16 protein-coding genes, 2 tRNA genes and 1 pseudogene are annotated in these 18,511 nt (G+C 61.9%); 8 read left to right on the forward strand and 11 right to left on the reverse strand.

The genetic code is table 11. From position 1 onward, the window contains the following. Window positions 1-133: 133 nt before the first annotated feature. The 3 genes from ACODTO_RS25000 to uvrB all read right to left on the reverse strand — a co-directional run bounded on the left by ACODTO_RS25000 (window position 134) and on the right by uvrB (window position 4,070). Window positions 134-209: transfer RNA gene (locus ACODTO_RS25000), tRNA-Ala, on the reverse strand. Window positions 210-355: 146 nt separating this feature from the next. Next, complete coding sequence (gltX, locus tag ACODTO_RS25005; protein WP_041023763.1) at window positions 356-1,837, reverse strand: glutamate--tRNA ligase; 1,482 nt, start codon at window positions 1,835-1,837, stop codon at window positions 356-358. A 217-nt stretch (window positions 1,838-2,054) separates the two neighbouring features. Then, entirely contained in the window at window positions 2,055-4,070 is a 2,016-nt protein-coding gene (uvrB, locus tag ACODTO_RS25010) for an excinuclease ABC subunit UvrB (protein WP_041023764.1), read from the reverse strand. Between the two features lie 332 nt (window positions 4,071-4,402). On the opposite strand from uvrB, the gene ACODTO_RS25015 reads away from it, so the two are divergent. The 4 genes from ACODTO_RS25015 (at window position 4,403) to ACODTO_RS25030 (ending at window position 6,627) form a co-directional block, all read left to right on the forward strand. Beyond that, entirely contained in the window at window positions 4,403-5,599 is a 1,197-nt protein-coding gene (locus ACODTO_RS25015) for an amino acid aminotransferase (RefSeq protein ID WP_258625724.1), read from the forward strand. A 241-nt stretch (window positions 5,600-5,840) separates the two neighbouring features. After that, a tRNA-Asn gene (locus tag ACODTO_RS25020) sits at window positions 5,841-5,916 on the forward strand. A 245-nt stretch (window positions 5,917-6,161) separates the two neighbouring features. Continuing rightward, on the forward strand, window positions 6,162-6,356 hold the full coding sequence (locus ACODTO_RS25025) for a hypothetical protein (protein WP_024776483.1): 195 nt from the start codon (window positions 6,162-6,164) through the stop codon (window positions 6,354-6,356). An 88-nt stretch (window positions 6,357-6,444) separates the two neighbouring features. After that, a complete protein-coding gene (locus ACODTO_RS25030; protein WP_024776482.1) occupies window positions 6,445-6,627 on the forward strand; it encodes a hypothetical protein in 183 nt (60 codons plus the stop codon). A 9-nt stretch (window positions 6,628-6,636) separates the two neighbouring features. On the opposite strand, the gene ACODTO_RS25035 is transcribed toward ACODTO_RS25030, so the two are convergent. Next, window positions 6,637-7,698 (reverse strand): AI-2E family transporter, encoded by a 1,062-nt coding sequence (locus ACODTO_RS25035; RefSeq protein WP_139644623.1) that lies wholly within the window; start codon window positions 7,696-7,698, stop codon window positions 6,637-6,639. Window positions 7,699-7,844: 146 nt separating this feature from the next. Here ACODTO_RS25035 and trhP point away from each other — a divergent pair, with 146 nt between their 5' ends. Beyond that, entirely contained in the window at window positions 7,845-9,170 is a 1,326-nt protein-coding gene (trhP, locus tag ACODTO_RS25040) for a prephenate-dependent tRNA uridine(34) hydroxylase TrhP (protein WP_139644625.1), read from the forward strand. Window positions 9,171-9,478: 308 nt separating this feature from the next. On the opposite strand, the gene ACODTO_RS25045 is transcribed toward trhP, so the two are convergent. The 7 genes and pseudogenes from ACODTO_RS25045 to ACODTO_RS25075 form a co-directional block, all read right to left on the reverse strand. Then, window positions 9,479-10,300, reverse strand: a complete 822-nt coding sequence (locus ACODTO_RS25045) for a methyl-accepting chemotaxis protein (protein WP_373682455.1) — start codon at window positions 10,298-10,300, stop codon at window positions 9,479-9,481. A gap of 84 nt (window positions 10,301-10,384) precedes the next feature. Beyond that, window positions 10,385-11,428, reverse strand: a pseudogene (locus ACODTO_RS25050) (cache domain-containing protein); the annotation flags it as partial. Further along, entirely contained in the window at window positions 11,328-12,644 is a 1,317-nt protein-coding gene (locus ACODTO_RS25055; protein WP_489107235.1) for a Na+/H+ antiporter family protein, read from the reverse strand. The pseudogene ACODTO_RS25050 and the gene ACODTO_RS25055, both read right to left, overlap by 101 nt. 241 nt (window positions 12,645-12,885) lie before the next feature. Beyond that, the gene (locus tag ACODTO_RS25060; protein ID WP_139644631.1) at window positions 12,886-14,199 is read right to left on the reverse strand and encodes a sensor histidine kinase; all 1,314 of its coding nucleotides are present in this window, start codon (window positions 14,197-14,199) and stop codon (window positions 12,886-12,888) included. After that, entirely contained in the window at window positions 14,196-14,864 is a 669-nt protein-coding gene (locus tag ACODTO_RS25065; RefSeq protein ID WP_139644633.1) for a response regulator transcription factor, read from the reverse strand. The genes ACODTO_RS25060 and ACODTO_RS25065 overlap by 4 nt, the downstream gene beginning before the upstream one ends. Continuing rightward, a complete protein-coding gene (locus tag ACODTO_RS25070) occupies window positions 14,864-15,175 on the reverse strand; it encodes a PepSY domain-containing protein (RefSeq protein WP_139644635.1) in 312 nt (103 codons plus the stop codon). Before ACODTO_RS25070 ends, ACODTO_RS25065 begins: the two co-directional genes overlap by 1 nt. Then, complete coding sequence (locus ACODTO_RS25075; protein WP_489107223.1) at window positions 15,175-15,483, reverse strand: PepSY domain-containing protein; 309 nt, start codon at window positions 15,481-15,483, stop codon at window positions 15,175-15,177. The genes ACODTO_RS25070 and ACODTO_RS25075 overlap by 1 nt, the downstream gene beginning before the upstream one ends. A 238-nt stretch (window positions 15,484-15,721) precedes the next feature. Here ACODTO_RS25075 and ACODTO_RS25080 point away from each other — a divergent pair, with 238 nt between their 5' ends. From ACODTO_RS25080 to ACODTO_RS25090, 3 genes are all read left to right on the forward strand, one after another. Next, complete coding sequence (locus tag ACODTO_RS25080; protein ID WP_139644639.1) at window positions 15,722-16,801, forward strand: patatin-like phospholipase family protein; 1,080 nt, start codon at window positions 15,722-15,724, stop codon at window positions 16,799-16,801. Window positions 16,802-16,884: 83 nt separating this feature from the next. Continuing rightward, on the forward strand, window positions 16,885-17,241 hold the full coding sequence (gene queD, locus ACODTO_RS25085; protein ID WP_047700553.1) for a 6-carboxytetrahydropterin synthase QueD: 357 nt from the start codon (window positions 16,885-16,887) through the stop codon (window positions 17,239-17,241). Between the two features lie 269 nt (window positions 17,242-17,510). Then, complete coding sequence (locus ACODTO_RS25090) at window positions 17,511-18,341, forward strand: alpha/beta fold hydrolase (RefSeq protein ID WP_489107224.1); 831 nt, start codon at window positions 17,511-17,513, stop codon at window positions 18,339-18,341. Window positions 18,342-18,511 lie beyond the last annotated feature (170 nt).

Here is an 18,511-nt window from a genome sequence, read left to right on the forward strand (position 1 = left end):
AACCCCTGTTACCGCCGTGAAAGGGCGGTGTCCTAGGCCACTAGACGAAGGGGACGCAAACCCTTCTAACTGCTGATCAACGCTGAGTGTTGATCGCTTCAAGGCCGGTGTGGCCAGGCCTTGAAGTGTAAATTGGTGGAGCTAGACGGGATCGAACCGTCGACCTCTTGCATGCCATGCAAGCGCTCTCCCAGCTGAGCTATAGCCCCTCATCGCTGAGGACGGGGCGAATCTTAAGGGCGTATCGGAGGGCTGTCAAATTTATTTTCAACAAATTTGAAAATTTTTTGCCGGGATAACAACCACTTACCGACAAACCCCGGAAAACCGGGGTATGCCCTGCCCTAACGACCGCTTAGGCAATCGCGCCCAGCAGTTTTTCCCACTCCTTGTTTTCCTTCTTCGACACGCCACCGAGCAGATCGATGGCCTGGCGCAGGCGGAAGCGGGTCAGGTCCGGCCCCAGGATTTCCATCGCATCAAGCACCGACACCGAGCTGGCCTGGCCGGTAATGGCGGCGAACATCAGCGGCATGGCGTCACGCAATTTCAGCTCCAGGGATTCGACCACCGCCTGGATAGTCGCGGTGATGCTGTCCTTTTCCCATTGGCGCAGGCTTTCGAGCTTCCACAGGATCAGTTGCATCAGCTGGCGCACCTGATCGCCCGAGAGCTTCTTGGACTCGAACAGCTTCGCATCCGGCGTCACGCCGCCGGCAAAGAAGAAGCCGGCCAGCGGCGCGATCTGGCTGAACGTCTCCACCCTGCCCTGCACGTGGGGAGCGATCTTCATCATGTACTCGGGGTTCAATGCCCACTTCTGCACGCGTGCGGCGAACTCTTCCACCGGCAGGTCGCGCAGCCACTGGCCGTTGAGCCAGGACAGCTTCTCGATATCGAAGATCGGACCGCCCAGGGACACCCGCGACAGGTCGAAATGCTCGACCATTTCCTGCAGCGAGAACTTCTCGCGCTCGTCCGGCATCGACCAGCCCATGCGGCCCAGGTAGTTGAGCATCGCCTCGGGCATGAAGCCCATGCGCTCGTAGAACGTCACCGAGGTCGGGTTCTTGCGCTTGGACAGTTTGCTCTTGTCCGGGTTACGCAGCAGCGGCATGTAGCACAACTGCGGTTGCTCCCAACCGAAGTATTCGTAGAGCAGGATCAGTTTTGGCGCCGATGGCAGCCACTCTTCACCACGCAGTACATGGGTGATGCCCATCAGGTGATCGTCGACCACGTTCGCCAGGAAGTACGTCGGCAAGCCGTCGGTCTTCATCAGCACCTGCATGTCCATGCGATCCCACGGGATCTCGACATCGCCACGCAGCATGTCCGGCACCACGCAGACGCCTTCGCTCGGCACCTTCATGCGGATCACATGGGGTTCGCCAGCGGCCAGGCGACGGGCGACTTCTTCCTTGGACAGCAGCAACGCGCGGCCGTCGTAGCGTGGGGTTTCGCCACGAGCCATCTGCTCGGCGCGCATCTGGTCAAGCTCTTCAGCGGTGCAGAAGCATGGGAACGCGTGCCCCATGTCCACCAGTTGCTGGCAATACTGCTTGTAGATATCGCCACGCTCGCTCTGCCGATACGGGCCGTGCGGCCCGCCAACGTCCGGGCCCTCACTCCAGTCGATGCCGAGCCAGCGCAGGGCGTCGAAAATCTGCTGTTCGGACTCGCGCGTCGAACGCAACTGGTCGGTGTCCTCGATCCGCAGGATGAACTCACCGCCGTGCTGCTTGGCAAAGCAATAGTTGAACAAAGCGATGTAAGCGGTGCCGACATGGGGATCGCCAGTGGGCGAAGGCGCGATGCGGGTACGGACGGTGGTCATGGCATGTCTCGGAAAGAAGGTAAAAGCGAAGATCAAACAAGAGGCGAATGGTAGCAGGCGATGGTAGGCGGGCTCCAGTCAAAGGGATTTGTGCATCTGTCAGACCGCGTCGTCCTCAATCGCGAGCAGGCTCGCTCCCACACTGGACTTGTGGCGTTCACAAATCCCTGTGGGAGCGAGCCTGCTCGCGATAAGGCCCTTAAGGCCACTGCAAAACTCAGACAGTGAGCAAACGCTCGCGCAACTTGCCAATCTCGTCCCGCAACTGCGCCGCCGCCTCGAACTCCAGGTCTCGTGCCAGTTGGTACATCTTCTCTTCCAACTGACGGATGCGCTTGGTGATTTCGCTCGGTGAGCGCAGTTCCGCTTCGTAGCGGGCACTTTCTTCGGCGGCCTTGGCCATGCCCTTGCGCTTCTTGCTGCGCGAACCAGGCACGGTGGCACCTTCCATGATGTCGGCCACGTCCTTGAACACCCCCTTGGGCGTGATGCCGTTGGCCAGGTTGAAGGCGATCTGCTTGTCACGACGGCGCTCGGTCTCGCCGATGGCCCGCTCCATGGAGCCGGTGATGCGGTCGGCATACAGGATCGCCCGACCGTTGAGGTTACGCGCCGCCCGACCGATGGTCTGGATCAGCGAACGCTCGGAACGCAGGAACCCTTCCTTGTCGGCGTCGAGGATCGCCACCAACGACACTTCCGGCATGTCCAGGCCTTCGCGCAGCAGGTTGATGCCCACCACCACGTCGAAGGTGCCCAGGCGCAGGTCGCGGATGATCTCGACCCGCTCCACTGTGTCGATGTCCGAGTGCAGGTACCGCACACGCACGCCATGGTCGGCCAGGTAATCGGTAAGGTCCTCGGCCATGCGCTTGGTCAGGGTGGTCACCAGGACCCGCTCGTCGATGGCCACGCGCTTGTTGATTTCCGACAGCAGGTCGTCGACCTGGGTCAGCGCCGGGCGCACTTCGACCTGCGGGTCCACCAAGCCGGTCGGGCGCACCACCTGCTCGACCACGCGGCCGGCGTGCTCGGCCTCGTAGTTGCCGGGAGTGGCCGAGACGAAGATGGTCTGCGGACTCACGCTTTCCCATTCATCGAAGCGCATCGGCCGGTTATCCAGCGCCGAAGGGAGGCGGAAACCGTATTCCACCAGGGTTTCCTTGCGGGACCGGTCGCCTTTGTACATCGCGCCGACCTGGGGCACGCTGACGTGGGATTCGTCGATCACCAGCAAGGCGTCGGCCGGCAGATAGTCGTACAAGGTCGGTGGTGGCGCCCCCGCCGGGCGGCCCGACAGGTAGCGCGAGTAGTTTTCGATGCCGTTGCAGTAGCCCAGCTCAAGGATCATCTCCAGGTCGAACCGGGTCCGCTGCTCCAGGCGCTGGGCTTCCACCAGCTTGTTGTTCGAGCGCAGGTACTCCAGGCGCTCCTGGAGCTCGGCCTTGATCCCGTCAATGGCATCCAGCAGGGTTTCCCGCGGCGTGACGTAATGGCTCTTGGGGTAGAAGGTGAAGCGCGGCAGCTTGCGGATCACCTCGCCGGTCAGCGGGTCGAACGCCGAAATGCTCTCCACCTCGTCATCGAACAGCTCGATGCGGATCGCCTCCAGGTCGGATTCCGCCGGGTAGATGTCGATTACATCGCCGCGCACCCGGAACGTCGCCCGGGCGAAGTCCATGTCGTTGCGGGTGTATTGCAGGTCCGCGAGGCGGCGCAGCAAGGCACGCTGGTCGAGTTTGTCACCGCGATCCACGTGCAGCACCATCTTCAGGTACGTTTCCGGGCTGCCCAGGCCATAGATGCACGACACCGTGGTGACGATGATCGCATCCTTGCGCTCAAGCAATGCCTTGGTCGCCGACAGCCGCATCTGTTCGATGTGATCGTTGATCGAGGCATCCTTCTCGATGAAGGTGTCCGACGACGGCACGTAGGCTTCCGGCTGGTAATAGTCGTAGTACGAGACGAAATACTCCACCGCGTTGTTCGGGAAGAACGCCTTGAACTCACCATACAGCTGCGCCGCCAGGGTCTTGTTCGGTGCCAGCACCAGGGTCGGGCGCTGCACCTGGGCGATCACGTTGGCGATGCTGAAGGTCTTGCCTGAACCCGTCACACCGAGCAACGTCTGGTGGGCCAGCCCCGCCTCGATGCCTTCGACCATCAGGCGGATGGCTTCCGGCTGGTCGCCAGCGGGCTTGAATCGGGTGACTAGCTGGAATTCAGACATAACATAACCCCTGGGTTCACGCCTGTCGGCCAGGCGACGGGAATGAAGAAGACCGAAACGACTGATGTCGTCCGAGGAAAAAACTGGAATGCAGACAATGTGGAGGTGAATGCCTTCGCTTTCAAGACGGACGTCCTACACGCCTTGGAGTCTTTGACGCGCCAAAGGGACTAACGGTCGAAAAAAATCGAAAATACTTACCGTAAAAACCGAATCGCCTGTCGCCCTGTCCGGTGATGGCCTCTATACTAGCTCCCCGTTTGTGCACCGCTCTAGTGCATCCGGCTGGAGCGCCACACGTCCCCTCACACTCCATTCAGAGCCGCGCACTAATGAGCCTGTTTTCCGCTGTCGAATTGGCACCCCGCGACCCAATCCTGGGCCTCAACGAAGCATTCAACGCTGACACCCGTACCGATAAGGTCAACCTGGGCGTGGGTGTTTACTGCAATGAAGAGGGGCGCATTCCGCTTCTGCGCGCCGTTGTCGAAGCCGAGACGATTCGCGTGGCTCAGCACGTTTCCCGTGGCTACCTGCCCATCGACGGCATCGCGGCCTATGACCAGGCGGTCCAGACCCTGCTGTTCGGCAAGGACTCGCCACTGATCGCCTCCGGCCGCGTGATCACCACCCAGGCCGTGGGCGGCACCGGCGCACTGAAGATCGGCGCCGACTTCCTCAAGCAATTGCTGCCTGACGCCGTCGTGGCCATCAGCGACCCGAGCTGGGAAAACCACCGCGCCCTGTTCGAAACCGCTGGTTTCCCGGTGCAGAACTACCGCTACTACGACGCCGCCACCCACGACGTGAACCGTACCGGCCTGCTGGAAGACCTCAACGCCCTGCCCGACCGCTCGATCGTTGTGCTGCACGCCTGCTGCCATAACCCGACCGGCGTGGACCTGAGCCCCGAGGACTGGAAAAACGTCCTGGCCGTGGTCAAGGCCAAGAACCATGTGCCGTTCCTGGACATGGCTTACCAGGGCTTTGGCGATGGCATCGACGAAGACGCCGCGGCCGTGCGCCTGTTCGCCGAATCGGGCCTGACCTTCTTTGCGTCCAGCTCGTTCTCCAAGTCGTTCTCCCTGTACGGCGAGCGCGTCGGCGCCCTGTCGATCGTCAGCGAATCGAAGGAAGAAAGTGCTCGCGTGCTGTCCCAGGTCAAGCGCGTGATCCGCACCAACTACTCCAACCCGCCGACCCATGGCGCCAGCATCGTTGCCGCCGTGCTCAACAGCCCCGAGCTGCGGGCCCAGTGGGAAGCCGAACTGGCGGAAATGCGCTTGCGGATCCGTGGCATGCGCAACCAGATGGTGGACATGCTGGCCAAGGCCGCTCCACACCGGGATTTCAGCTTCGTCGCACGCCAGCGTGGGATGTTCTCCTATTCAGGCCTGACCGTTGAACAAGTGACGCGCCTGCGCAACGAGTTCGGCATCTATGCCCTGGACACCGGCCGCATCTGCGTGGCCGCGCTGAACCAGAACAACATCGATGCGGTGACCAAGGCGATTGTTCAGGTGATCTGAAAACCCGCATAAAACCTGTGGGAGCGAGCCTGCTCGCGATGGCGGAGGGTCATCCAACATTGATGTTGAATGATTCGCCGCCATCGCGAGCAGGCTCGCTCCCACAGTCGTTTTTTGCGGCATGATCCTTACTTGTGTGAAGCGGTAACAAGTGTTTGAGGGAAGCCCACGACCACTTAAACACACCGCCCACCATCCAAAAGCTTGACTTCTCTTTTCCAATCAGTAACATACGCGTCATTCCGCGATAGCTCAGTTGGTAGAGCAAGTGACTGTTAATCACTGGGTCCCTGGTTCGAGTCCAGGTCGTGGAGCCAGACAGCAAGATCAAAAGCCCCTGGATCGAGAGATCCAGGGGCTTTTTTGTGGGCGAAAAACGTGCTGGAGGCCATATAAGGCCCACCAGCGTCGCTACCGGAACAATATTCCGGCGCCAAAAAGGCATTATGGTCTGAATCCTGCTTTGTTTTTCTTCAACCCGAGCTGTCACATGAGCGTCATGGCCGTGCCGCAAGCTGGCCCTGTCCGTCAACAACAGCTTCATAACAACAAGGACGAAGGTATGCCCACGCAAAATCCCCACCGCATCGTCGGCCTGTGCACCTCTGGCAAGGTGTACAACGTGCTGACCGAGCTCAAGCACCTGGAAGGCCACCGCACTGCCAAGTTCCTTTCGTTGTTGACGGAAAACCTGGTGCGCAAGGGCGTGCTCAATGAACGGGAAGTGGTGCATATGCTCGATCTGGTCGTCGATTGAGCGGCATCGATTCCTACTATTGAAGCAGTTGATTTTCCCCCTTGCCGGCTGAGTCGTAAGGTAACCCCATCGATAGATGGAGGTTCCCATGCTCAACATTCAAATCATGTCTGTCATTGGCAGCGCCGTCCCCGCCGCACTCCGTGAACGTGGCCTGTTGGCTTGCTGGTACCTGGTCCAGGACGGCGTGACCATCAGCGGCCCGCTGACTTCCCTGCCCGCCGCCCAGGCCTTGTCGCAGCGCATCGGCACTTACATGCTGAGCGCCTGATAGGCGCAGTTAGGGCAATTTCACCCGGGGCGCACTTTCGACAAACAAGGCCCAACAGGAAATGAACAGAGCGGCAATGAGCGGCCCGATCACGAACCCGTTCAGCCCGAACACCGCCAGGCCGCCCAGCGTCGAGACGAGCACCATGTAGTCAGGCATCTTGGTGTCCTTGCCCACCAGGATCGGGCGCAGGAGATTATCCACCAGGCCGATCACGAACACGCCGAACAGCGTTAGCACAACGCCTTGCCAGATCGCCCCGGAGAGCAGGAAGTACACAGCCACCGGCGCCCAGACGATGCCCGCCCCCACCGCCGGCAACAGCGACAGGAGGGTCATCAACACGGCCCAGGGCAACACCGTCGGAATCCCCAGGATCCAGAAGATCAATCCGCCCAGCGCCCCTTGGGTGATCGCGACCAACAGGTTGCCCTTGACGGTCGCCCGGACGACCCGATTGAACTTCAATTGCAGACGACGCTTCTGGTATTCCGCCAAGGGAACGGCCGTGCGGACCTTGCGCACCAGTTCCGCGCCATCGCGCAGGAAGAAGAACAGCAGGTAGAGCATGACGGAGAAGCTGACCAGGAACTGAAACGTACCCTGGCCGAAGCTGAAGGCCTGGGTGGCGAAGAACTCGCTGCCCTGCATGGCGCTCTTGACGATCTTGTCCCGCAACCCACTCAGGTTGCCCAGGCCGAAGCGGTCAAGCAGATGCTGGAAGTACGGTGGCAAGGCGTCCTTGAACCGCGCCAGGTAATCGGCAATGTCCAGTTCCCCGCTTTCCAGGCTCTTGTACAACGCCGTGCCTTCCTGGACCAGCAAGGTGCTGATGACGATCACCGGCAGGATTGCGATGACCACACAGATGCCCAGCGTGCACAACGCAGTGACGTTGCGCGGCCAGCCGAATTTCAGTTGCAGGCGACGTTGCATCGGCGCGAAGACAATGCCGAGGATGATCGCCCAGAACACCGCGCCATAGAACGGCAGCAAGATCCAGATGAAAGCGATGCTGACCAGGATCAACAGCAACATCTGGGATTTGTATTGCAGGCTCTTTCGGTTCATTTGCTTTCCATGTCCCAGGCTCGATAAGTGTTAGTCCGTCGGGACTCGCAGGAGTGCCGTTGCGTTCACCGGCGCCATTGATCCAGATCAATAACGCCAGGCCGACCGTGACGTACCCTCGCCGCTTTTTGCGATCAGACGCCACCATGCCCCTCGTAGCCCCCGAACTGCTCGCCCCGGCCGGCACCCTGAAAAACATGCGTTACGCCTTCGCCTACGGCGCCGATGCGGTCTACGCCGGCCAGCCGCGCTACAGCCTGCGGGTGCGCAACAATGAATTCGATCATGCCAACCTGGCCTTGGGCATCCGCGAAGCCCAGGCCATGGGCAAGCGCTTCTACGTGGTGGTGAACATTGCGCCGCACAACGCCAAGCTGCGCACCTTCCTCAAGGACCTCGAACCGGTGATCGCCATGGCGCCCGATGCGCTGATCATGTCCGACCCGGGATTGATCATGCTGGTGCGACGGCATTTCCCGCGGATGCCGATTCATCTGTCGGTGCAGGCCAACACGGTGAACTGGGCGAGCGTCGAGTTCTGGCAGCAGCAGGGCCTGAGCCGGATCATTCTTTCCCGGGAACTGTCCCTGGAGGAGATCGCCGAAATCCGTCAGCAAGTGCCGGCCATGGAGCTGGAAGTGTTCGTCCATGGGGCCCTGTGCATGGCCTATTCCGGGCGCTGCCTGCTGTCGGGCTACCTGAATCGGCGCGACGCCAACCAAGGCAGCTGCACCAACGCCTGTCGCTGGAAATACTCGGCCCAGCCAGCGGTGGAAAACGCCGTGGGCGACATCGTGCAGAGCTATCAACCCGAACCCACCCTGGGCCTCGGCGCGCCCACCGACCAAGTGTTCCTGCTCCAGGAGGCCAATCGTCCGGACGAATCCATGCCGGCGTTCGAGGACGAGCATGGCACCTACATCATGAACGCCAAGGATCTGCGGGCCGTGCAGCATGTGGAGCGGTTGACCCGCATGGGCGTGCACTCCCTGAAAATCGAAGGCCGGACCAAATCGCACTTCTACTGCGCGCGCACCACCCAGGTGTACCGCCGGGCGATCGATGACGCCATGGCCGGCCGGAAATTCGACCTTGGCCTGATGACCGACCTGGAATCACTGGCCCAACGCGGCTATACCGAGGGCTTCCTGCGCCGGCATGTGCATGATGAATATCAGAACTACCAGAACGGCAGCTCAGTCTCGGAGCGCCAGCAGTTCGTCGGCGAGCTCACCGGCGAGCGGCGCGAACGCCTGGCCGAAGTGCGGGTCAAGAACCGCTTCGAGCTGGGCGACCACATGGAACTGATGACGCCCAAGGGCAATTTTCACTTCGACCTGCATCAACTGCAGGACGTGAAAGGTCAGAGCATCGCCGTCGCGCCGGGAGACGGGCATGTGGTGTATGTGCCGATACCGGATGCGGTGGACCTGCGGTTCGGCTTGTTGATGCGGGATGTGCGCAAGCCATAGGACGGGCGGGCTTGGCAGTTGGCATCCTTGCCAACTGAACCACTGCTATCGCGAGCGGGCTCGCTCCCACAGGGTCCGGGCTTAATCTGATACCTGCGTGTCACCACCGATCCCTTGCTCGCGATAGCGGTGGGTCAGTCATGAATGTTTAACGGGCTCACCATTCCAACAGGGATGGGTGTTGACCAATGGATCGCGACAGAAACTGCCGAAGGCTGCGATCCTCCTTTCCCGATAGGGCCTGGTACTCCAGGCGAAGACATCTGGATCGGAAGCGGAAGATCGCAGCCTTCGGCAGCTCCTGGCCGTCAGATGCGGAACTGCCCGACCAATTTGCCCAGGCGCTGGCCCAGCTCGTTCAAGCTGCGGGAGGTCTGGGCGCCGAGTTGGGTTTCATCGGCCACGCTGTCCACTGCCACAGCGATCTGGTGCACGCTGCGGTTGATTTCCTCGGCCACCGCGGTCTGCTCTTCCGCGGCACTGGCGATCTGGGCGTTCATCGAGTTGATGGTGCCGATCAACTGCGCCATCGTGTCCAGGGACGCTCCCGCCTCGTTGGCCCGAACCGACGTACCATCACCCGCCTCACTGGATCGACGCATCGCCTCCACCGCCGCATGAGTACCCGATTGCAGGCGATCGATCATGCCCTGGATCTCCTGGGTGCTTTGCTGGGTCCGACTGGCCAGGGCCCGCACTTCATCGGCCACCACTGCGAAACCACGCCCCGCTTCCCCGGCACGCGCCGCCTCGATGGCCGCGTTGAGGGCCAGCAGGTTGGTCTGCTCGGCAATCGAACGGATCACCCCGAGTACGCTGACAATCGAGGCCACATCCTGTTGCAGGCTGTCCAGGGACACGCCGCTGCTGCGGATGTCGTTCACCAGCGCATGAATCTGCTGGATGCTGCCGGCCACCACCCGCTTGGCGGACTGACCTTCTTCGTCGGTCTGCTGGGCGGCCACGGCGGCACCCTGGGCGCTACGGGCCACTTCCTGGGCGGCGGACGACATCTCGTTGATCGCCGTGGCGACCTGATCGGTTTCGTGGCGCTGGCGCTCCATGGCCTGCTCGGAGCGCTGGGCCTGCTCGGAGACCTGCGTCACCAGCCCGGTCAGTTGCGAAGTCATGTCGGTGATCTGCCGCACCAGACCATGGATCTTGTCGACGAAGCGGTTGAACGAGCCCGCCAGTTGGCCGAGTTCGTCCTGGCTGGTGATCGCCAGGCGCCGGGTCAGGTCGCCCTCGCCCGCCGCGATGTCGTCGAGGTTGTCTTTCATCAGGTGCAAAGGTCGCAGGATGGTGTTGGCCAGCAGCACTCCCACCACCGCAATCACCAGCAACACCACGGCGGCGATGCCGATGATGCTCAATATCACGCCTTGTACACGCTCATGGACCTTGGCTTCCACCAACGCCACCTGGGCTTCGATGCCGTCCAGGTTGACCGAACTGCCGACCGCCATGTCCCACTTGGACAGGTATTCGGTGTAACCGAGTTTGGGCACCAGGTCCTTGCTGTTGGGCAGTGGCGAGCTGTATTCGAGGTAGTGGGTCCCGTCCTTGGCGACTTTCACCAGGTCACGATTGACGTAGACCCCGTTCGGGTCGCGGTTGTCCTTGAAGCTCTTGCCCACGCCGTCGGGGCTGTTGGCCTTGAACAGGCGCACGGTTTCGGAGTCGTAGCCGAAGAAGTAACCGTCCTTGCCGTAACTGATGCTCGACAGCAGCTTGATGGCCTCGGCCCGCGCCGCGTTATCACCGGGAGCCGCCGCATCGTAAAGCGGCTTGATGGCGGTCAGGCCCACCGCTACGTAGCTCTGCAGCGTCGCCTTGGCGTCGCTGAGCAAGCGTTCGCGGGTCTGCTGGACCTCTTTATCGGCCTGCTCCTGCAGGATGAAGGCCGTGGTCAGACTGATGATCGCCGCAGACAACAGTACCGGCAATACTGCCAGGGACAGAACTTTAGCCTTCAGGCTCAGGCGCATGCTGGTCACCCTTGTTGGTGTTATTGGCGTGGTTAGCTGTATTAACGGCAAGCGGGGGGAAAACTGTAGGGCAATCTCAAATGCAATCGCGAGCAGGCTCGCTCCCACAGGGAAATGCATTCCAGGTGGGAGCGAGCCTGCTCGCGATGGAAGCGTCTCGGTTTTCGGACTACAGCACCATCGCCGCCACCCAACCAAACGCCAGTAACGGCAGGTTGTAGTGGATGAAGGTCGGGACCACGGTGTCCCAGATATGGTGGTGCTGGCCATCGATGTTCAGGCCGGAGGTCGGGCCGAGGGTCGAGTCCGAGGCAGGCGAACCCGCATCGCCCAGGGCACCGGCGGTGCCGACGATGCAGACGATCGCCAGCGGGCTGAAGCCCAGTTGCAGGCACAGCGGCACGAAAATCGTCGCCAGGATCGGTACAGTGGAGAACGACGAGCCGATGCCCATGGTCACCAACAGGCCCACCAGCAGCATCATCAGCGCGCCGATACCCTTGTTGTGGCCGATCCAGGCCGCCGAGGCTTCCACCAGGCTCTGCACTTCACCGGTGGCCTTCATGACCTCGGCGAACCCCGAGGCGGCGATCATGATGAAGCCGATCATCGCCATCATTTTCATGCCTTCAGTAAACAGGTCGTCGGTCTCGCGCCAACGCACCACTCCCGACAGCGAGAAAATCAGGAACCCGGCCAGGGCACCGATGATCATCGAATCCACCAGCAACTGAATCGCGAACGCCGCTGCCACGGCGAGCCCCGCCACCATCAGGCTCATCGGGTTGTAGCGCACCGCCACCTGCTCGACCCGAGCGATTTTCTTCAGATCGTAGACACGCTTCTTGCGGTAGCTGAACAACGACAGCAGCAAGCCGAACACCATGCCCAGCGCCGGGATGCCCATGGCGTGGGTGACATTGATGCCGCTGACATCCACGCCGCTGCGGGCGATATTGGCGAGCAGGATCTCATTGAGGAAGATATTGCCAAACCCCACGGGCAAGAACATGTAAGGGGTGATCAGGCCGAAGGTCATGACGCAGGCGATCAGCCGGCGATCCAGTTGCAGCTTGGTCAGCACGTAGAGCAGCGGCGGCACCAGCAGCGGAATGAAAGCGATGTGGATCGGCAGGATATTCTGGGACGCGATAGCAACCGCCCCCAGCAAGCCGATCAGCACCCACTTGATGCTGGAACCACCGACGGCGTCCTGGCGATCCACCAGGGCCAGGGCCTTGTCGGCCAGGGCGTGGGCCATGCCGGACTTGGCGATCGCCACCGCGAAAGCGCCGAGCAAGGCGTAGGACAACGCCACCGTCGCACCGCCACCAAGGCCCGCGTTGAACGCCTTGAGCGTCGCCTCGATGCCCAGGCCGCCGGTCAGGCCACCCACCAATGCGCCGATAATCAGCGCGATCACCACATGCACGCGGGACAGGCTGAGCACCAGCATGATGCCAACCGCGGCAATTACTGCATTTATCATCGTTACCTCAAGGCGCAGTGGTGGAAAGCCACCGGAAAAAAGGCGGGGACTTTGCAGCAAGCGGCGCCAAGCTGCAAGGGCCATGCGGCGGGTTTCGAGGTGTTTTCAATATTCAAAATCACCACAGCCCCCCTGTGGGAGCGAGCCTGCTCGCGATGGCGGTGTATCAGATTGCATCAAGGTGACTGACCCGACGCCATCGCGAGCAGGCTCGCTCCCACAAGGGAATTCGGCGCGATCAGCGCCGCGGCAGCTCGATCAGGACTTTCAGCCCGCCCCACTCGCTGTCGTGCAGGGTCAGCGTCCCGCCCCAGGTGTCGACGATGTCCCGCACGATACCGAGTCCCAGGCCGTGGCCGTCGGTCTGCTCGTCCAGGCGCGTGCCCCGGCTGAAGACCTGGTCGCGCCGCTCCTCGGGGATGCCCGGGCCGTCGTCTTCCACCGCCAGGATGAACGCCCCGCTCGTCTCGGTCACGGTCAGGCGCACTTCGGCATCCGCCCATTTACAGGCGTTGTCCAGCAGGTTGCCCAGCAGTTCCAGCAAGTCTTCGCGATCCCAGGGCAGGTGCTGCCCTGGCGCGGCGACATAGCTCAGGTGCAGATGCTCGCCGTGGATCATGTTCAGCGTCGCCAGCAGCCCCGGCAGTTCCGCATCGCAGTCCAACTGAGCGCCGGGCAAGGCATCACCGGCCAGTCGCGCACGGTTGAGCTCACGGTTCAGGCGCTGTCGCACCTGCTCCAGTTGTTCGAGCAGCAACGTGCGCAGTTCGGGGTATGGGTCGAGTTTTTCGTTCGAGGCCAGGCTCTGCAACACCGCCAGCGGGGTTTTCAAGGCATGGCCCAGATTACCCAGGGCATTGCGCGAGCGCTTGAGACTGTCTTCGGTGTGGGCCAGCAGATGATTGATCTGCGCCACCAGCGGTTCCAGCTCAAGGGGCACCTGCTCGTCGAGTTGCGAGCGTTGCCCACGCTGCAACTGCGCGATCTGTTCCCGGGCTTTCTCCAGCGGGCGTAAGGCGCGGCGCACCGTGAACCGTTGCAACAACAGGATCAGCAACAGCCCCGCCAGGCCGAGGCCGAGGCCAATCTGTTGCATGCGCAGGAAACTGTCGCGCACGGGGGTGTAGTCCTGGGCCACGCTGATGGAAATCGACTGACCCAGGCGTCGATAGTCGGTGCGCAATACCAGCAGTTGCTGGCCTTCAGGCCCCAATTGCAGGTTGGCGTGCAGACCCGGATGGTCGAGCCGGGGCAGTTCCTGGTCCCAGAGGGAACGGGAGCGCCAGTGCACGTCGGCGAAATCGATGCGGAAATAATGCCCGGAGAACGGCCGCAGATAGGCCGGCGACAAACGCCGCTCATCCAGTTGCAGCCCCTGGGGTCCACGCGCCAGGGCCACCAGCAGGCTTTCGCTGTCGTTGCGCAACCCGGCTTCCAGATAGCGCTGCAGTCCCAGCTCGAACAGCCACAGACTGGTCTGCGCCAGGACCAGGCCGACCACCACCATCACACCGATCAGGCCCAGGCTCAGCCGGCGCTGAATGGACCTCACCGGCCCTGTCCGCCGAACAGGTAACCCTGGCCGCGACGGGTTTCGATCACGCTGCGGCCCAGCTTGCGTCGCAGGTGATTGACGTGGACTTCCAGCACATTGGAATCACGCTCGGTTTCACCGTCATACAAATGTTCGGCGAGATGGCTCTTGGAAAGGATCTGCTCGGGGTGAAGCATGAAATAGCGCAGCAGGCGAAACTCAGCGGCGGTCAGTTGGATGTCCGCGCCGTCGCGAACCACACATTGCCGCCCCTCATCCAGATGCAGCCCGGCGGCCTGCAGCGTCGGCTGGTTGGCCTGGCCATGGGAGCGGCGCAGCAACGCCTGGATCCGCAGGTGCAGTTCCTCAGGATGAAAGGGTTTGGTCAGATAATCGTCGGCACCGGCCTTGAGGCCCTCGATGCGTTCAGCCCAGGAGCCGCGGGCGGTAAGGATCAGCACCGGAGTACTCAGGCCGCCAGCGCGCCATTGGGCCAGCACCTCGAGCCCCGGCACACCTGGCAGGCCAAGGTCGAGGATGATCAGGTCATAGGGTTCACTGCTGCCCTGATACACCGCGTCGCGACCGTCGGCGAGCCAGTCGACGGCGTAGCCCTGTCGTGTCAGCCCAGCCATCAACTCATCGGCCAGGGGAACGTGATCTTCCACCAGAAGCAGGCGCATCAGTCTTCCTTATCTTTGAGCAAGCGGCCGGATGTGGCCTCCAGGTCCAATTCGCGCACAACGCCGTCGGTATCCAGCAGCTCGACCTCATAAATATAGACCCCGTGTTTCTCTTCCAGCTCGGCCTCCAGCAACTTGGCGCCAGGGTGCAGATCCAGCGCCTGTTGCAGCAACTGCTCCAGCGGCAGTATCACGCCCCGCTGGCGCAGTTGCAGGGCCTCGTCCTGGTCCAGGTCCCGCGCCATGACCACCGAACAAAACGCCAGCAGCACCAGCGGCCATGGACTGCGGGCGCAGAGATTAAGCTTCATTAAGTATCCTGATGATTCTTGAGCACCTTGCCGGTAACGGCGTCCAATTCCATATCCCATTCAACGCCCTGGGGATCGCGCAGCTCCACCTGATAGATGAACTTGCCGTACTTTTCTTCCAGCTCGGTATCGGTCAAGGTGGCGCCAGGGTGTTTGGCCAAGGCGGCGGCGTTGAGTTTTTCAAAGGATTGAATGGTACCAGCGTCTTGCAGTTTTCGGGATTCGTCGGGGCCGAGGTCCCGTGCGTGAGCAAAGCTGGCGCCCAGGGCCATGAGCGTTGCGATGAAAAAGGCAGTCAGGCGGTTCAAGGGTTATCTCCTTTTTATAATCGTCACGGGGCGACTGTAGCCGGGGGAACTTAACTGAAACTGAATTGCCATCATGGAACACAGATCAACGACCGTGCCCTGTGGAAGCGTGCCTGCTCGCGATGGCGTTGGGTCAGTCACTTTATTGCAATCTGATACGCCGCCATCGCGAGCAGGCTCGCTCCCACAGGGGGTTGTGTCGCTATAATCCGTCGTTTGCCCACGCCAAGAGACTGGTATGACCGCCATCCACATCAAGTTTCCCGCCCTCACCCTCAAGGCCGGCCCCCGTGCCCTGGCGCGGATTCGCGAAGCCGGTCTCAAGGCGGCCGACGTTGGCATCCTGCCAGGCGCCGCCGGTGGCCCCAAGGCCCTGGGCATCCAGGGGCTGGATCTGGCGCTGTTTGGCGAATGGCTGCCCGCCGCCCCCCGGGAACGTTCGTTGATCGGGGCCTCGGTGGGCTCCTGGCGCTTCGCCAGCGCCTGCCTGCCGGATGCCGCCGAAGGCATCCGACGCCTGGGTACTTTGTACAACGGCCAAAGTTTCGCCAAAGGCGTGACCATGGCCGGGGTCAGCCAGAGTTCGCAGCGCATGCTCGACGACCTGCTCGAAGGCCGCGACGCGACGATCCTCGCCAACCCGCATTACCGGCTCAACATCATGGTCGTCAAAAGCCACGGCTTGCTCGCGCAGGATCATCGCGGACGGCTGGGCCTGGGCTTGTCGTCGGTGATTGCCGACAACCTGCGGGGCCGCGCGCGGCTGTCGCGGCATTTCGAACGGCTGATCATCCACGACCCGCGCCTGGCACCGCCGCTGCATCCCCTGAACGACTTTCCGTCACGCTTCGTACCGCTTGCGGCCGGCAATCTGCGCCAGGCGTTGCTGGCCTCGGGCTCGATCCCGATGGTAATGGAGGGGGTGCGCGACCTGCCGGGCGCCGGGGCCGGTACCTACCGCGACGGCGGCTTGCTGGACTATCACCTCGACCTGCCCTACAGCGGCGAAGACATTGTGCTGTATCCCCATTTCACCGACCGGGTCATTCCCGGCTGGTTCGACAAAAGCCTGCCATGGCGCCGGGGTAACGTTGAGCGCCTGCAGGATGTCCTGTTGGTGGCGCCATCCCGTGAGTACCTGGCTCGCCTGCCCTACGGCAAGCTGCCAGACCGAAACGACTTCAAGCGTTTCATGGGCGATGACGCGAGCCGCCGCACCTATTGGCGCACGGCGATGGACGAGAGTCGCCGCCTGGGTGACGAGTTCCTTGAGCTGGCGGCCAACGGTGGGCTGGGCGAGCGTTTGCTGACCCTTTAGTCAGCATGAGCGCGCAACGCCGGAGCCAAACTGATAAACTCCGCCGCCTGCCTCGCGACCGCTACCTTAAAGAGCCTGAACCTGTGGAAATCTTCAAAGAATTCACCTTCGAATCCGCCCACCGCCTGCCCCACGTACCGGACGGCCACAAGTGCGGCCGCCTGCACGGCCACTCGTTCAAGGTGGCGATTCACCTGAGCGGCGACATCGACCCGCACACCGGCTGGATTCGCGACTTCTCGGAAATCAAGGCGATCTTCAAGCCACTTTACGAGCGTCTGGACCACAACTACCTCAACGACATTCCTGGCCTGGAAAACCCCACCAGCGAAGTCCTCGCCAAGTGGATCTGGAACGAGCTCAAACCATTGCTGCCGGAACTCAGCGCCATCCGCATCCATGAGACGTGCACCAGCGGTTGCATCTATCGGGGCGAGTAACCCGCAGTCCCAACCTTGAACAGACTTTTGTGGCGAGGGGATTTATCCCCGCTGGGCCGCGAAGCGGCCCCAAAATCCAACATCAGTGCGTCAGGTCGATTCGCTTCGTATCTTTGGGGCGCGCTGCGCACGCCAGCGGGGATAAATCCCCTCGCCACAGAGAGCCCCCCTCTCCACAGATAAGTCCCCTCGCCACAGATGTGTTTCCCCAGGAAAACTGCACTGGCCTATGCTCTATCCCCTGAACCCCCTTCAGTGGAGCATCGACCATGACCGACTGGCCGCTGGATCAGGCATACACCTTCAACGGACACGCCATTCGCTACGCCATCCACGGTGACGGCCCGCCATTGGTATTCGTCCATGGCACGCCCTTTTCGTCCTACGTGTGGCATCGAATCGCCCCGCTCTTCAGCGCCACCCATCGGGTGCATTATTTTGACCTGTTGGGTTATGGCCAATCTGCGCAACCCGATGCCGATGTCTCCCTCGGCATCCAGAACCACCTGCTCGCGCAACTGCTGGAGCATTGGGGCCTGGACTGCCCTGACGTGGTGGCCCACGACTTTGGCGGCGCCACCGCCCTGCGCACGCACCTGCTCAATGGCAAAAACTACCGCAGCCTGACGCTGATCGATCCGGTGGCGCTGTCGCCCTGGGGTTCACCCTTCGTCCAGCATGTGCGACAGCACGAAGCAGCCTTCAGCGGCCTGCCCGATTACATTCAGCGCGCCATCGTGCCGACGTATATCCGCGGCGCGATCAAGCGGGACATCCCGGACGCAGAACTGACCCCCTACGTGCAGCCATGGCTCGGCGAGACCGGCCAGGCCGCGTTCTATCGGCAGATTGCGCAAATGGACGAGCGTTACACCCGCGAGGCAGAGAGCCTGTATTCGAGCGTGCGCTGCCCGACACAGATACTGTGGGGCGAGGACGACCAATGGATCCCCATCGAGCGCGGCCGGGCGTTGCACTCACTGATTCCAGGCGCGCAATTCCACCCGGTGCCGAACGCCGGGCATCTGGTCCAGGAAGACGCCCCGGAAGCCATTGTGGCGGCGATCTTACGATTCCTGTCGTTGCCTCGCCCTTTCTGAGTATTCCAATCCCCTGTGGGAGCGAGCCTGCTCGCGATGACGGCCTATCAGTTGAAACGGATGTGACTGATCCGGCGCCATCGCGAGCAGGCTCGCTCCCACAGGGGTAATGCGAACGGTGTTCCAACTTGAATCACCGCTGCACCACTTTCACTCCCCGCCCGTCCCCA

It is taken from the genome of Pseudomonas sp. FG13, from assembly GCF_057809755.1.

Excerpts from the sequence above, each read along its gene's own strand:
- ACODTO_RS25065 (WP_139644633.1), bottom strand. The coding sequence starts at position 14,864 with ATGCGCCTGCTTCTGGTGGAAGATCACGTTCCCCTGGCCGATGAGTTG.
- ACODTO_RS25070 (WP_139644635.1), bottom strand. The coding sequence starts at position 15,175 with ATGAAGCTTAATCTCTGCGCCCGCAGTCCATGGCCGCTGGTGCTGCTG.
- ACODTO_RS25035 (WP_139644623.1), bottom strand. The coding sequence starts at position 7,698 with ATGAACCGAAAGAGCCTGCAATACAAATCCCAGATGTTGCTGTTGATC.
- ACODTO_RS25090 (WP_489107224.1), top strand. The coding sequence starts at position 17,511 with ATGACCGACTGGCCGCTGGATCAGGCATACACCTTCAACGGACACGCC.
- ACODTO_RS25080 (WP_139644639.1), top strand. The coding sequence starts at position 15,722 with ATGACCGCCATCCACATCAAGTTTCCCGCCCTCACCCTCAAGGCCGGC.
- ACODTO_RS25030 (WP_024776482.1), top strand. The coding sequence starts at position 6,445 with ATGCTCAACATTCAAATCATGTCTGTCATTGGCAGCGCCGTCCCCGCC.
- ACODTO_RS25045 (WP_373682455.1), bottom strand. The coding sequence starts at position 10,300 with ATGACTTCGCAACTGACCGGGCTGGTGACGCAGGTCTCCGAGCAGGCC.
- trhP (WP_139644625.1), top strand. The coding sequence starts at position 7,845 with ATGCCCCTCGTAGCCCCCGAACTGCTCGCCCCGGCCGGCACCCTGAAA.
- ACODTO_RS25025 (WP_024776483.1), top strand. The coding sequence starts at position 6,162 with ATGCCCACGCAAAATCCCCACCGCATCGTCGGCCTGTGCACCTCTGGC.
- uvrB (WP_041023764.1), bottom strand. The coding sequence starts at position 4,070 with ATGTCTGAATTCCAGCTAGTCACCCGATTCAAGCCCGCTGGCGACCAG.
- gltX (WP_041023763.1), bottom strand. The coding sequence starts at position 1,837 with ATGACCACCGTCCGTACCCGCATCGCGCCTTCGCCCACTGGCGATCCC.
- ACODTO_RS25015 (WP_258625724.1), top strand. The coding sequence starts at position 4,403 with ATGAGCCTGTTTTCCGCTGTCGAATTGGCACCCCGCGACCCAATCCTG.